The sequence below is a fragment of the Bradyrhizobium yuanmingense genome, from assembly GCF_029167105.1.
Lineage (GTDB): Bacteria > Pseudomonadota > Alphaproteobacteria > Rhizobiales > Xanthobacteraceae > Bradyrhizobium > Bradyrhizobium yuanmingense_A.
The window spans coordinates 51,818-65,272 of the sequence record NZ_JARFML010000026.1 but is presented as its reverse complement, the minus strand read 5'-3'; the positions used below and the strand labels follow the sequence as shown (position 1 = coordinate 65,272).

The 13,455-nt window shown below is 64.1% G+C and carries 11 protein-coding genes; 6 read left to right on the top strand and 5 right to left on the bottom strand.

The window, feature by feature from the left end:
- Positions 1-147 precede the first annotated feature (147 nt).
- From P0R31_RS28495 to P0R31_RS28485, 3 genes are all read left to right on the top strand, one after another.
- On the top strand, positions 148-1,008 hold the full coding sequence (locus P0R31_RS28495; protein WP_275517722.1) for an alpha/beta fold hydrolase: 861 nt from the start codon (positions 148-150) through the stop codon (positions 1,006-1,008).
- 158 nt (positions 1,009-1,166) lie between these two features.
- On the top strand, positions 1,167-1,916 hold the full coding sequence (locus P0R31_RS28490) for a VWA domain-containing protein (protein ID WP_275517720.1): 750 nt from the start codon (positions 1,167-1,169) through the stop codon (positions 1,914-1,916).
- Positions 1,917-1,986: 70 nt separating this feature from the next.
- Positions 1,987-2,712: a DnaJ domain-containing protein gene (locus P0R31_RS28485; protein WP_275517718.1), complete on the top strand. Its 726-nt coding sequence runs from the start codon at positions 1,987-1,989 to the stop codon at positions 2,710-2,712.
- A gap of 232 nt (positions 2,713-2,944) precedes the next feature.
- Here the strand turns inward: P0R31_RS28485 and P0R31_RS28480 are convergent, their stop codons facing one another.
- The gene (locus P0R31_RS28480) at positions 2,945-4,792 is read right to left on the bottom strand and encodes a D-alanyl-D-alanine carboxypeptidase (RefSeq protein WP_275517716.1); all 1,848 of its coding nucleotides are present in this window, start codon (positions 4,790-4,792) and stop codon (positions 2,945-2,947) included.
- A gap of 387 nt (positions 4,793-5,179) precedes the next feature.
- Here P0R31_RS28480 and P0R31_RS28475 point away from each other — a divergent pair, with 387 nt between their 5' ends.
- Positions 5,180-5,518, top strand: a complete 339-nt coding sequence (locus P0R31_RS28475; RefSeq protein WP_011087913.1) for a phasin family protein — start codon at positions 5,180-5,182, stop codon at positions 5,516-5,518.
- A 74-nt stretch (positions 5,519-5,592) separates the two neighbouring features.
- Here the strand turns inward: P0R31_RS28475 and P0R31_RS28470 are convergent, their stop codons facing one another.
- Both P0R31_RS28470 and P0R31_RS28465 read right to left on the bottom strand, forming a co-directional pair.
- Entirely contained in the window at positions 5,593-7,248 is a 1,656-nt protein-coding gene (locus tag P0R31_RS28470; RefSeq protein ID WP_275517714.1) for a TadE/TadG family type IV pilus assembly protein, read from the bottom strand.
- 110 nt (positions 7,249-7,358) lie between these two features.
- Entirely contained in the window at positions 7,359-7,667 is a 309-nt protein-coding gene (locus tag P0R31_RS28465) for a hypothetical protein (protein WP_275517713.1), read from the bottom strand.
- A gap of 58 nt (positions 7,668-7,725) precedes the next feature.
- Between P0R31_RS28465 and clpS the strand changes: the two genes are divergently transcribed.
- Positions 7,726-8,058 carry an ATP-dependent Clp protease adapter ClpS gene (clpS, locus tag P0R31_RS28460; protein ID WP_172783349.1) on the top strand — a complete coding sequence of 111 codons (333 nt, stop codon included), beginning with the start codon at positions 7,726-7,728 and terminating at the stop codon, positions 8,056-8,058.
- A 286-nt stretch (positions 8,059-8,344) separates the two neighbouring features.
- Positions 8,345-10,753 carry an ATP-dependent Clp protease ATP-binding subunit ClpA gene (gene clpA, locus P0R31_RS28455; RefSeq protein WP_036015184.1) on the top strand — a complete coding sequence of 803 codons (2,409 nt, stop codon included), beginning with the start codon at positions 8,345-8,347 and terminating at the stop codon, positions 10,751-10,753.
- Between the two features lie 78 nt (positions 10,754-10,831).
- Here clpA and P0R31_RS28450 read toward each other — a convergent pair whose 3' ends face one another.
- Together P0R31_RS28450 and P0R31_RS28445 are read right to left on the bottom strand one after the other, a co-directional pair.
- On the bottom strand, positions 10,832-12,253 hold the full coding sequence (locus P0R31_RS28450; protein ID WP_275517712.1) for an MFS transporter: 1,422 nt from the start codon (positions 12,251-12,253) through the stop codon (positions 10,832-10,834).
- Positions 12,254-12,385: 132 nt separating this feature from the next.
- A complete protein-coding gene (locus tag P0R31_RS28445) occupies positions 12,386-13,411 on the bottom strand; it encodes an aldo/keto reductase (protein WP_275517711.1) in 1,026 nt (341 codons plus the stop codon).
- Positions 13,412-13,455 lie beyond the last annotated feature (44 nt).

The following is a 13,455-nucleotide window of genomic DNA, read 5'->3' as shown; positions in this document are numbered from 1 at the left end:
AAAGGGCTGCCGATTCACAACATTTAGCCTTCCTGTCACGCTGCTGTGACATATATTAGGGAATAGGCGACAAGGGGACGAAGAGCCCCGGAGAACACGATTTTCAACAGGGATTCAGGCCGCTTAGGCCTGAGGCTGAGGACGAAAATGAAGCGTGGAATTGCCGTTCTGGTTTCGGTCAGTGCCCTCTGCGGCATCGCCTATTTCACGGCGAGCAAGTGGGCGATCAGGCATGAGACCATCACATTCTACGATGCCTCGCGCGACAACCGTCCGGTGCCCGTTTCCATCGCGGTGCGCCGCGACAAGGAAATGCAGGCCAATGCCGGCATGATCAAGCTGCCCGTCGCGGTGATCAATCACGGCAACACCGTCAAGAACACCGAATACGGCTTCCTCGCCAACATCTTCGCTGCGCGCGGCTACATGGTCATGAGCCCGCAGCACGATCTGCCAACCGATCCTCCGATGGTCACCAAGCCCGGCGAGCTCTATGTCGGCCGGCTGCCGCAGATCCTGCGCGGTGTCGCCAACATCCATCTCGCCGTGCAGGAGATGAAGAAGGTTCAGCCCAACGCCGACTACGACAAGGTGACGATGGTCGGCCATTCCATGGGCGGCGACATCACCATGTACTTCGCCAAGCAATATCCGGACGAGGTCAAGAAGGTCGTCACCCTCGACAATCTGCGCGTGCCCTTCGTCACCGCCGGCAAGTTCAAGATCCTGTCGTTCCGCTCCCAGGATCCGCAGTTCAAGGCCGACGCCGGCGTGCTTCCGACCGACGAGGAATGCGAGAAGGCGGGCATTCAAGTCGTGAAGACCGAATTCCAGCACAACGACATGCGCGACACCGGTCCGGATGTGGCGAAAAGCTCGATCCAGAGCATGCTCGACAAGTTCCTGAGCGCGACCGACAGCGAGATCGCACCGGTCGACACGCAGTCCGCCCCGCCCAAGATCCTCGAGCCGGGCCCGGTTGCCCTGATGGCTCCTGCCAAGAGCTGATTTCGAACGGCTGACTTCCAAGAGCTTGCCGAGCTGACGTCACCGCTCGACTGCACCAATCCTCGAAGCCTCCGCCGGTGCCCGCCTGCGGAGGCTTTGCGCATTGACCGGGCCGCATGCGCTGACCACATTAGCTGCTGACGCAAGGTGTAGCAGCGATGTCGGGCGAACCCATCAAACCGCGCGGCCGCGATGCCGTCTCGGCGCGAGCAGACGGCGTGCTGCCGCAAGCGCAAACCTCGACCTCGGAAGACATCGCCGCGTTCGTTGCCAAGGCGCGGACCCTCTCGCCGCATGCCCCGGGCGCGAGGGGGCGGCTGATCTTCGCGCTGGATGCGACCATGAGCCGGCAGCCGACCTGGGACATGGCCTGCGCGCTCCAGGCCGACATGTTTCGCGAGACCGCAGCGCTCGGCAGTCTCGACATCCGGCTGGTCTATTATCGCGGCCTCAACGAGTGCCGCGCCACGGCTTGGATTTCAGACAGCGCCAGGCTGGCGACCCTGATGAGCAAGATCGATTGCCGCGGCGGCGATACGCAGATCGGCAAGGTCCTGAGCGAGGCCAGGCGCGAGGCAGTCGCATCCGGCGTGCGGGCCGTGGTCTTCGTCGGCGATGCCATGGAGGAAGACATCGACGAGCTCTGCGCCAAGGCCGGCCAGCTCGGCATGCTCAAGGTGCCCGTATTCGTCTTTCAGGAAGGCCATGACGCGGTCGCCGAACAGGCCTTCCGCGAGATCGCGCGGCTGACTGGCGGTGCCTGGTGCCGGTTCGATCCCGGTGCGGCGGCGCAGCTGCGCGAGTTGCTGCGGGCAGCTGCGGCCTATGCCGCGGGTGGACGTGAGGCGCTGTTGAAGCTGGCTGGAAGCGTGAGTGGCGCGGCGAAGCTGATCAGCCAGATGAAATAGCGGTCCGGCCGGTGCGGCTTGCGGCGCTGGACGCCATGCTTTTTGACAACAGCACGACTATATTCCGGCCATGACCCTGATCGCCGGCGCTGTCGCTGTTATCACGCTGTACCTGCTGCTCCAGATGTTCCGCTCCGCCAATCCAGCGGTGCTGGCGCGCACCCTCAAGTTCGGCGGCGGCGTGCTGGCGCTGGCGGTTGCGGCCTTCACCGGCTTGCGCGGCGAGCTGGCGGTTGCGATCCCGCTCGGAATTTTCGGCGCGGGCCTGCTCGGCTGGACACCACTCGCGAATGCTGGCTTCGGCAATGTCGGCGGGCTGTTCGGCGGCGGTGCGACGCGCCCGTCCGGGCAGGCCTCGCGGGTGCGCTCGCAATTCCTGGACATGCGGCTCGACCACGATTCCGGCCAGCTTTCCGGCCAGATCGTTGCGGGGCCTCATGCCGGGCGCAATCTCGACGAATTCGATCTCGCCGGCTTGCTCGCGATAGTCCCGACGTTCGACGCCGAGAGCGTGGCCCTACTTGAAAGCTATCTGGACCGCCGGTTTCCCGCTTGGCGTCAGAACGCGCAGGGCGATGCGGCAGGGCGGCAGCGCCGCACGGCGGCGAGCAGCAAAATGACGGCGGAGGAAGCCTATCAGATCCTTGGCTTGCAGCCGGGAGCGGGGCGCGACGACATCAGCCGGGCCCACAAATCCCTGATGAAGAAACTCCATCCCGACCAGGGGGGCTCGACGTATCTCGCTGCCCGGGTAAACGAGGCCAAGGATACTCTGCTTCGCACGCATAACGGCTAACTCCGGCACCAACGCTACAAACGCCCGTACCGCGTGAGCTCCGTTTGCTCTGTCTGCCGTCGCCCGCCCTTGTCGGCGTGGTCGATCCCCTTGAGCAAAGTTTTAACCGTAAATCCTTGACGAGAGGTTGTCGTGGAACAGCCTTGTCCGGAAAGCCCTGCGCATCACCGCCGCACCAAAACGAAAATGCCCGCGCAAGGCGCGGGCATTTGGTCTGGAGCGGAGAAGGAAATCAGTTGCGAACGGTGATGCAGGAGATCTCGGCACGCTTCAAGGTGCGGCAGACGGCTTCGGCCTGATCGCGCTCAAGCCCGGCGAAGCGGGCGCGGTAAAGCTTGCGATTATCCTTGGCGACGACCGGCTCGGTGAACGGGTCCGCCTTGCTGAGCAGGCCGCGGGCGGAGTTGCGGGCCGCGTCGATGCGCTGCTGAGCTTCGTTCTCGCTCTCCAGCGCACCGACCTGGACGATCCAGCCGCTGTGGGTGACGGCGGGCTTGGTGGTGGCGCTCATCTGGATCGGCTGCGGCGCCGGGTCGGCCGACGCGAGCTTCGGAGCGGGAGCCGGTGCGGCGGCGGTTGCGGCCGGCAGCACGCCGAGAATGCCGTTGCCGGTACCGAAGCCCGCCGGCTGCCGCGGCAGTTCGGTGCGGGCCATCTCGGCCTTCGGCGCTTCCGGCTGGCTCACCGCCTCCGGCCTGTTGATGAGATCTGCTCTGGCGACGACGGCACCTGAGGTTTCCGCGACGTCGGAACGGGGCGGGACGGTGCTGGTGATCGGTGGCGCAACGACCTGGACACCACCCTGGGCCGGAGCCGCGGAGGCGACCTTCACGGCGCCAGCCTTGACCTGAACGGTCTTGACCCGAACCGGCTTCATCGGCTCGGACGAGCCGGGGATGATGGAGAGCGGCTGGCTCGAGATCACGCCATTGGTGAGCGGCGCCGGCTCCACCTTGGACTCCGTCGGCCGAGCTTCGGGTTTGGAGTGAGCGGGCGGCATCGCCGCAGTCGCTGCGGCCAGCGTCGACAGACGCGCGGCGAGCCGCGAAGGGGCGGCTTCGGGAGCAGGGACCGCCGCGGCCTGGACCGGCAGGGCGGGCCGTGCCGGCATATCCGAGGCATCGGCGACATCGGTGTTGGCTTCAGTGCCGTTGCGCTCCGTGACCGCGGCGACGGTGCGGACGGTCGCACCCTTGTCGAGGTTCTCCGCGAGCAGGTTGCGCATGATGGCGTCGCGCGAGCCACCGCTGCGGCCGCCGAGCACCACGCCGATCAGGTGGCGGTTGCCGCGGCGGATCGAGCTGACGAGGTTGAAGCCGGAGGCGCGGGTGTAGCCCGTCTTGATGCCGTCCACGCCTTCGACACTGCCGAGCAGGCGATTGTGGTTGCGGATCGACTGTCCGCGCCAATTGAACGTCGAGGTGGCGAAATAGCGATAGTAGCGGGGGAAGCGCTCCTGAATGGCGCGACCCAGCGTGGCCTGGTCGCGCGCGGTCGTGACCTGCTCGTCGTTGGGAAGGCCGTTGGCATTGCGGTAGACCGTCCTGGACATGCCGAGCGAGCGCGCCTTGCGCGTCATCATCCGGGCGAAGTCGTCCTCGTCACCGGCGATCGCTTCCGCGATCACCACGGCTGCGTCGTTGGCCGAACGGGTGACGAGGCCCTTGATCGCGTCCTCGACGCGGATGGTCTGGCCGGCACGCAGATTCAGCTTGGTCGGATCCTGGTCGGCGGCGTGCTTGGACACCGGCATCTCGGTGTCGAGCTTCATCTTGCCGGATTCGAGGCGCTCGAACAGCAGATAGAGCGTCATGATCTTGGTCAGCGAGGCCGGGTGGCGGATCCCGTCAGGGCTCGTCGCCTGGAGCACTGCGCCGGAATTGCCGTCGATGATGATGGACGCGAATTTCGAGCTGGAGCTCTCGGACACGTCATGCTGCACCCGGTGGTGCGCATAATGTCGACGGTGGCGCCGCGCCTCGGCTGCGTCGACAGTGAAGATGACTGCGGTGGTGACCGTAAGAAGCCCGAAAACGCCAACCCGCGCCCAGCGCGAGGCAGACAAGTTTTTACGAAGCATGGAACCCCGTCCCCGTTTCTGACTTGATCACCGGCTCGTGAGGCGAAATTGTGCCCGACGGACCCGGGATCATTACCTGCTCAGGCTGTCCCTCCGCTGGTGTTGGCCGCGGGGGGACGTTGGACCCGAGCCGCTGTTCTGGCTAAGGTGATGTTCTCAAACGGCTTTTGGCCGCTCGCGGAAGTGACCACGTCCAGGGAATCAAGGTAGGGTGGCCCGGTTTCCAAAAGCTTAAGGAACCCTTGCGGAAAACCCCGGGAATCTCTGCGATTTGCGCCCGATTTGTGCGACGCACAAGATTCTTGACTTTTTTGTGCGTTGCACTAATTTTGGGCGGAGTCAGGGAGCCGGGGCTTCCCGACGCGAGCCAGGGAAAAGGATTCCGAAATGTTCAAGGTTGAAGACTTCCAGAGCTACGGGAAAGAGCAGTTCGAGCAGTGCGTTGCCTCCGCGACCTCGGTGCAGCACGGCCTCCAGGCGATCGCCAGCGCCTATGGCGACTACACGAAGAAGTCGTTCGAAGACACCAAGTCCTTCGTCGAGAAGCTTTCCGGCGTGAAGTCGCTGGACAAGGCGATGGAAGCGCAAACCGATTTTGCCCGTTCCGCCTACGAAACCTTCGTCGCGGAATCGCAGAAGATCGCCGGCCTCTACAGCGACCTCGCCAAGCAGGCGTTCAAGCCGGTCGAGACCATCGTGTCGAAGTTCACCCCGGCCGCGAACTGATCCGCTCAATAGGTTCCTAGAATCAAAAGCCCGGCCGCACTGGCCGGGCTTTTCGTCTGCGGTGCAGGCTTGACTTACCTCGCCACGCGCAACTTGGAAATCTGCGTCAGGATGTTCTTGAACGCGTCCGATGTCTGAGAGGCGCTCGTTATCATCTGGAAGTTCCCATTGGTCGCGCAATCCTGCAGCACCTGAGATTTCGGGTCCGCATTGTTGATGTTGACCTGGATCGTGAAGATCGTGACCGGGTTTGCCGTGTCGGCTTTGATGTTCTGGCAGAGGATCGCTTGCCGGGCATCGATGTTGGACTGGCTCGTGCTCCAACGGTTCTGGGTGTTCAAGCCGTCGGACAGCAGCACAAGGTAGTCCTTGTAGACGTAGTTGCTGGCCTTGCTCGGCGCCGAGATCGGCGGATTGGTCGTGCTGAGAGATTGCCATCCCCACGCAAGACCAATGGCCTGGTTGGTGTTGCCGCTCGGAACCATCGCAGCGATCTGGTCCTTGAGCGTCTGCCATTGGTTGCTCATCGGAAACACGGTGGCTGGAAGGCAACCCGACCACTGCTCGGCATAGAACTGGGAGGAGGGGCTCCCGCTGCCCGAACCGGGTGCGGAGTTCTTGGTGTCGTAGTCCTGATCACGGTCGTTGACGCAACCGGTCCAGGTGTTGTGACCCGGCGCTGCCGCAGCCGTTGCTGTGGTCCCGTCGCCGCGCCAGAGATGGCAGATCTTGCCCGAGCCGCTGCCCGTGCAGGTGCAACTTGTGCTCGATCCGCAGCTTGCGCTCGCCCCGGTGGCGGTCGTGTAGCAACCATTGTAGTAGATGCCTGACTTGCCTGAGATCTTGTTGCCATTGTCTCTGCTCGGGCAGATGTACCCGGCATAGGTGCCGGTCGACGGTATCTTGCTGGTGGTGTTGGCGCCGCTCAACGTAGCCGGCCGATCCATGCAGACAAAGCCGTGGGAAGAGTACGAAAAGGGGCAATTCGACCCGCCGATGGCCGAATTGAAGGCGCTGGACTTGTTGTTGACGAGGATCGGAGGCTCGGCCTCCCATTCAGTCCAGTTGATCCATGAGGCATTGACATTGGTCGTGCCGACGTTGACGTCTTTCGAGAATGGAATGATCGAGATGTAAACGTCGCCCGTCTGCTTGTTGTAGTTGGACAAGGTGGTGATCATGTCCGTGGCCGCGGCTTGCATGGCCGTCATTTTGCCGTTCTGGGCCATCGATCCCGTGTTATCCAGGACCATTGCCACCCGCATGCGCGTATTTCCCCACGCCGCAGTCGAACTGCCATTGTATCCAAGCGTCGGAAAGCCAGCGATCTTCATGAAATCGGTCGGCATGGCGCCCGATCCGGTGACCACGACGTTTGAAATTCCATTGGAATCCTTCGGGGTGTAGGTGGCATGGATGTCTGCGGTCGAGACCAAACCGGGGCGACCCGTATAGAGACCGCTAAAATAGGATTTTGCCTTGGCCTCAACTTCGGACTCCGAGATGATGCCGTTGGTGAGGTCTTTGGAGACCATCAATGCTGCGGAATCGAGCGCAGACTGCAGCGAGGTGCGTGCGTGGACGGCCCGGCTGTAGTCCAGCGCGGCGCCGACAAAACCCAGTACGGGTACCAGCGCTATGGCGAAGATCACTGCGATATTGCCTCGCTCGGCCGCTGCGAAACGGGCGAGTTGTCGACCAAGGCGGCTGACGAGGGGCAGACCAGACATGACGATCCCCGAAATCTGTATTTTGCCCGATTTCGCGCCATGCCATTGAATGGCAGGTAAATTGGACCGTAGAAAACCGGAGCGTTCTGCGGAAAACCGTCGCAGCCGGGTTAACGGCCGGGTTCCTGGTCAACACGTTCTAAACGTGCCGGGCGGAAATTTTTGTCAAATCGCTCCGGATTGATTAACCTGATCAGGATCGCCCGGACCGGGAATCGGGACTGCTGCGACCGCATGGGCTGAACCCCCGCGTGCTTGCGGCGGGCCGGGGGCAGGGCCATATTGCTGGCGAGCGATCCGGCCTCGACCGTGTGCCGGGAGCGGCGATCCAAGGCGGCGCGCCTGCGCCAGGCTCCGAAGGGCGGGGTCGCGCGGTGACCGCCATTCGCTTCCGTGGGGAATTTGAACGCCTGTGCCATGCTGCAATTGACTTCCAGCCTCGATCTGTCCGCGCCAGCCGCTGCCGACGCGCCTCGCATGAGCAATGACGACAACCGTCCGGGTACTCCCTCGGGTCCGAGCACGTCGGTCATCACCAAGGTCAAGCCCAAGACCAAGCGGCCGAACCTGTATCGCGTGCTGATCCTGAACGACGACTACACGCCGATGGAGTTCGTCGTTCACGTGCTGGAGAAGTTCTTCAACAAGGACGTCGAAGCCGCGACCAAGATCATGCTGCACGTCCATCATCACGGGATCGGCGAGTGCGGCGTGTTCACCTACGAGATCGCCGAGACCAAGGTGACGCAGGTGATGGATTTCGCCCGCAAGCACCAGCACCCGCTGCAATGCGTGATGGAAAAGAAGTAAGACGGCTTGCGGCGCGTTTGAAGCCGGCTCCTGTACAAGCCGCAGTGTGATTGTCGCGTAGCGGCTGCGCGCGGTGGGCTGCAGCCGGCAAAACTACGGAATTCTGCGCCGGCGCCGATCCCGCCCAAATCGGAACGGGTTTTGCATCGAAAATACCGCAAGTGTGTCGCCGCCGAGTCGCGGAACCGGTCTTTCGCCGCGGTCTTGTATAACTATATGTGACAAAGGTTGTTGTTGCCTGACCGGGCGATGACGATCATGATGGTGGGGGCCATAGAGGACGCGAATGCCGACTTTTTCCCAAAGCCTTGAACAATCCCTGCATCGTGCGCTGGCGATCGCAAATGAGCGTCATCACCAATACGCGACGCTCGAGCATCTCTTGCTCTCCTTGATCGACGACTCCGATGCAGCCGCGGTCATGCGCGCCTGTAGCGTCGATCTCGACAAGCTCCGTACGAGCCTCGTCAACTACCTTGAGACCGAATTCGAGAACCTGGTGACGGATGGCGCCGACGACGCCAAGCCGACCGCCGGTTTCCAGCGCGTGATCCAGCGCGCGGTGATCCATGTGCAGTCGTCCGGTCGCGAAGAGGTGACCGGCGCCAACGTGTTGATCGCGATCTTCGCCGAACGCGAGAGCCATGCCGCGTATTTCCTGCAGGAGCAGGACATGACGCGTTACGACGCTGTCAACTACATCAGCCACGGCATTGCCAAGCGGCCGGGCGTCTCCGAGGCGCGGCCGGTGCGCGGCGTCGACGAGGAGACCGAGACCAAGGGTAACGAGGACGCCAAGAAGAAGGGCGAGGCGCTCGAGACTTATTGCGTCAACCTCAACAAGAAGGCGCGCGACGGCAAGATCGATCCGGTGATTGGACGCAATTCCGAAATCAACCGCGCGATCCAGGTGCTGTGCCGCCGGCAGAAGAACAACCCGCTGTTCGTCGGTGAAGCCGGCGTCGGCAAGACCGCGATCGCAGAAGGGCTCGCCAAGCGCATCGTCGACAGCGAAGTGCCGGAGGTGCTGGCGGCCGCCACCGTGTTCTCGCTCGACATGGGCACGTTGCTTGCCGGCACGCGCTATCGCGGCGACTTCGAGGAGCGCCTGAAGCAGGTGCTCAAGGAGCTCGAGGCGCATCCCAACGCCATCCTGTTCATCGACGAGATCCACACCGTGATCGGTGCGGGCGCGACGTCGGGCGGAGCGATGGACGCCTCGAACCTGCTCAAGCCGGCGCTGGCCTCGGGCACGATCCGTTGCATGGGCTCGACCACCTACAAGGAATATCGCCAGCACTTCGAGAAGGACCGCGCGCTGGTGCGGCGCTTCCAGAAGATCGACATCAACGAGCCGACGGTCGAGGACGCCATCGCGATCCTCAAGGGCCTCAAGCCGTACTTCGAGGACTATCACCGGCTGAAGTACACCAATGAGGCGATCGAGGCGGCGGTGCAGCTCTCCTCGCGCTACATCCACGACCGCAAGCTGCCCGACAAGGCGATCGACGTGATCGACGAGTCCGGCGCGGCGCAGATGCTGGTCGCCGAGAACAAGCGCAAGAAGACCATCGGCATCAAGGAGATCGAGACCACGATCGCCTCGATGGCGCGGATCCCGCCGAAGAGCGTGTCGAAGGACGACGCCGAGGTGCTCAAGCATCTCGAGCAGACCTTGAAGCGCACCGTGTTCGGGCAGGACAAGGCGATCGAATCGCTCGCCGCCTCGATCAAGCTGGCGCGTGCCGGCCTGCGCGAGCCGGAGAAGCCGATCGGCTGCTATCTGTTCTCTGGCCCCACCGGCGTCGGCAAGACGGAAGTGGCAAAACAGCTCGCGGCGACGCTCGGCGTCGAGCTGCTGCGCTTCGACATGTCCGAGTACATGGAGCGGCACACCGTGTCGCGCCTGATCGGCGCGCCTCCCGGCTATGTCGGCTTCGACCAGGGCGGCCTGCTTACCGACGGCGTCGACCAGCATCCGCATTGCGTAGTGCTGCTCGACGAAATCGAGAAGGCGCATCCCGACCTCTATAACGTGCTGCTCCAGATCATGGACCATGGCCGGCTCACCGATCACAACGGCAAGCAGGTCAACTTCCGCAATGTGATCCTGATCATGACCACGAATGCCGGCGCGGCGGATCTCGCCAAGCAGGCGTTCGGCTTCACCCGTTCGAAGCGGGAAGGCGACGATCACGAGGCGATCAACCGGCAGTTCGCGCCGGAATTCCGCAACCGTCTCGATGCCATCGTCTCGTTCGGCCATCTCAGCGTCGAGGTGATCGGCACCGTGGTCGAGAAGTTCGTGCTTCAGCTCGAGGCGCAGCTCGGCGATCGCGATGTCACCATCGAGCTGTCCGAGCCGGCCAAGGCCTGGCTGGTCCAGCACGGCTACGACGAGCAGATGGGCGCGCGTCCGATGGCCCGCGTGATCCAGGAGCACATCAAGAAGCCGCTGGCCGACGAGGTGCTGTTCGGCAAGCTCAAGGGTGGCGGCCACGTTCGCGTCGTCCTTGTCAAGGACGAGGCCGACGAGACCAAGGAGAAGATCGGCTTCGAATTCGTCGAGGGCCCGGTCACGCCGAAGCAGGAGAAGCTGCCCGGCACCCGCAAGCGCCCGCCCGGCAAGTCCAAGCCGGGTGGCCCCGGCGGCTCGAAGGGGCCGACCTCCAAGGGGCCGCTGGTCAAGGTTTGATCGGCACGTGATGAAATCGAAAGGGCCGGCTGCGAAGCCGGCCTTTTTGTTGTGCGCTATCCGTACAGTGAATCGGCTTCAGTCCCCGCGCAGGCGCTGATCGTCCTGCACGCGGACGTGCTCGGCACCGCGCGCGCCGGCTGGGGAAAGCCGCAGCATGCTCAGCATCGCGCCGCAGAGCGCAAATCCAACGCCGACAAGGAGCGCCAGCCTGGTCCCCTCAACGGGATACCGTCCGAGCAGCAGTGCTACCAGCGCGGCGCCGGTGGTCTGGCCGAGCAGGCGCGCCGTCCCAAGCATGCCGCTGGCGCCGCCGGCGCGCTCGCGCGGGGCGGCTGCGATCATAGTGCGGTTATTGGGGGTCTGGAACAGACCGAAGCCGGCGCCGGCGAGCGCCATCCGCCAGATCACGTCGAGCGGCGTCGGCGTCGCCGGCAGGAAGGCCAGCGCGGCAAGGCCGCAGGCGAATAGCGTGAGCCCAATACCGCCGAGCAGGCCGGCCGGATAACGCTCGACCAGCCGGCCGGCGAGGGGGGCCGCAAACGCCAATGCGATCGGCCATGGCGTGATCAACAGGCCCATATGCACGGCCGAATAGCCGAAGCGGCTCTGGAGATAGAAGGGGATCGCGACGAAGGCCAGCATCTGCCCGCAGAACGATGCGATCGAGGTCGCAATCGACAGCGCGAACACGGGGATGCGCAGCAGGTCGATCGGCAAGAGCGGCGAGGTCATGTGAGTCTCGCGATAGATCAGCAGCGCACCCGCGGCGATCGCGATGGCGAATTGCACGAGACAGGTGATCGCGGCCTGGCCATGACCGACGCTGTCGACCGCCGCGATGCCGACGCCGAACGTGATCGCCGACAGCCCCGCACTCTGCCAGTCGAAGGAGCGGCTCGCGGGCTTGGTGTGCGGCAGGCTGCGCAGGCCCAGCACCAGCGTCACCACGCCGAGCGGCACGTTGATCGCGAACAACCAGGGCCAGCTTCCCACCGCGAGGATGCCGGCGGCGAGCGTCGGGCCGATCGCGGCCGAAAAGGCGACGACGAGCGCGTTGAGCCCGATGCCGCGGCCGAGCAGGTTGCGCGGATAGGTGAAACGCACCAGCGCCGCGTTGACGCTCATGATGCCGGCCGCGCCAAAACCCTGGAGGATGCGCGCGATCGTCAGCATCGGCAGCGTGTGGGCCAGCGCACAGAAGGCCGAGGCCAGCGTGAACAGCGCCAACCCGACCAGATAGACGCGGCGATAGCCGACGATCTCGCCGAGCGAAGCCAGCGGCAGCAGCGAGATCGTGATCGCGAGCTGGTAGCCGCTGACGATCCAGATCGACAAGGCCGGGGTCGCATCGAGATCGGCCGCGATCGTCGGCAGCGCCACATTGACGATGGTGCTGTCGACCACCGCCATGACGATGCCGAGGGCGATCGTCAGCACCGCCTGGTTGCGTTGCGGCTGCGGCAGGCCGTCGGCATGCTCGATGGTGGCTGTCGACATCGTGAGCGGCGCATCGTGGGCGAATCGGACTCGGCCACATGCCGAGTATTGCGCCAACAGGGCAGGGCGGCGATAGTTCCGGAACCACGTTGCCAGCGCGCCGGCTACCCAAGCGCGCTTGATGCAGCTGTCCTACACCGCCGGTGGATTGCGGTCGCTGAAGGTCACGCGCTGGTGCCAGTAGGGATAGGGCAGCGTCACCGTGCTCGCGGCATCGAGCTTTGCGACCTGGTCCTTGGTCAAGGACCAGCCGACCGCGCCGAGATTTTCGCGCAGCTGGGTCTCGTTGCGTGCGCCGATGATCAGCGTCGAGACCGTCGGACGCTGCAGCAGCCAGTTCAGCGCGATCTGCGAGACGCTCTTGCCGGTCTCCTTCGCGATCTCGTCGATCGCATCGACGACACGGTAGACATGCTCGTCCGAGACGGGCGGGCCGAATTCGGCCGTCTTGGGCAGGCGGCTGACGTCCGGTTTCGGCTGACCGCGGCGGATCTTTCCGGTGAGGCGCCCCCAGCCGAGCGGCGACCAGACCACGGCGCCCAGCCCCTGGTCGAGGCCGAGCGGCATCAACTCCCATTCGTAGTCGCGCCCGACCAGTGAATAGTAGGTCTGGTTGGCGACGTAACGCGGGAAACCGTGCTTGTCGGCGACGTCGAGCGACTTCATCAGGTGCCAGCCCGAGAAATTCGAGACGCCGACATAGCGGATCTTGCCGGCCCGCACGAGCACGTCGAGAGTCGAGAGCACCTCTTCGGGCGGCGTGAAGGCGTCGAAGCCGTGGAGCTGGAACAGGTCGATATAATCGGTGCCGAGCCGGCCCAATGAACCGTCGATAGCTTTGAGCAGGTGCTGCCGCGACGAGCCAATGTCGTTGGGGCCGTCACCGAAGCGGAAGGTCGCCTTGGTCGAGATCAGGACCTTGTCGCGGCGACCCTTGATGGCTTCCCCGAGCACACGTTCGGATTCGCCGAGCGAATAGACATTCGCGGTGTCGAACATCGACACGCCCGCCTCGAGGCAGATGTCCAGAAGGCGCCGCGCCTCGGTCGCGTCCGTCGTGCCCCACGCCGCAAGACGGCCGACGCCGCCGAAGGTGCCGGTCCCCAGACTCAAGGCCGGCACCATGAGGCCTGACCGGCCCAAGCGTCGGTATTCCATCGATGTGCTCCCTGGCTGGCCGCTGATGATCGTGGCGGCCTTGG

Bases quoted from the DNA above. Each gene is read 5' to 3' on its own strand.
- P0R31_RS28490 (WP_275517720.1), top strand. From the start codon at position 1,167: ATGTCGGGCGAACCCATCAAACCGCGCGGCCGCGATGCCGTCTCGGCG.
- P0R31_RS28470 (WP_275517714.1), bottom strand. From the start codon at position 7,248: ATGTCTGGTCTGCCCCTCGTCAGCCGCCTTGGTCGACAACTCGCCCGT.
- P0R31_RS28480 (WP_275517716.1), bottom strand. From the start codon at position 4,792: ATGCTTCGTAAAAACTTGTCTGCCTCGCGCTGGGCGCGGGTTGGCGTT.
- clpA (WP_036015184.1), top strand. From the start codon at position 8,345: ATGCCGACTTTTTCCCAAAGCCTTGAACAATCCCTGCATCGTGCGCTG.
- P0R31_RS28495 (WP_275517722.1), top strand. From the start codon at position 148: ATGAAGCGTGGAATTGCCGTTCTGGTTTCGGTCAGTGCCCTCTGCGGC.
- P0R31_RS28445 (WP_275517711.1), bottom strand. From the start codon at position 13,411: ATGGAATACCGACGCTTGGGCCGGTCAGGCCTCATGGTGCCGGCCTTG.
- clpS (WP_172783349.1), top strand. From the start codon at position 7,726: ATGAGCAATGACGACAACCGTCCGGGTACTCCCTCGGGTCCGAGCACG.
- P0R31_RS28450 (WP_275517712.1), bottom strand. From the start codon at position 12,253: ATGTCGACAGCCACCATCGAGCATGCCGACGGCCTGCCGCAGCCGCAA.
- P0R31_RS28465 (WP_275517713.1), bottom strand. From the start codon at position 7,667: ATGGCACAGGCGTTCAAATTCCCCACGGAAGCGAATGGCGGTCACCGC.
- P0R31_RS28475 (WP_011087913.1), top strand. From the start codon at position 5,180: ATGTTCAAGGTTGAAGACTTCCAGAGCTACGGGAAAGAGCAGTTCGAG.
- P0R31_RS28485 (WP_275517718.1), top strand. From the start codon at position 1,987: ATGACCCTGATCGCCGGCGCTGTCGCTGTTATCACGCTGTACCTGCTG.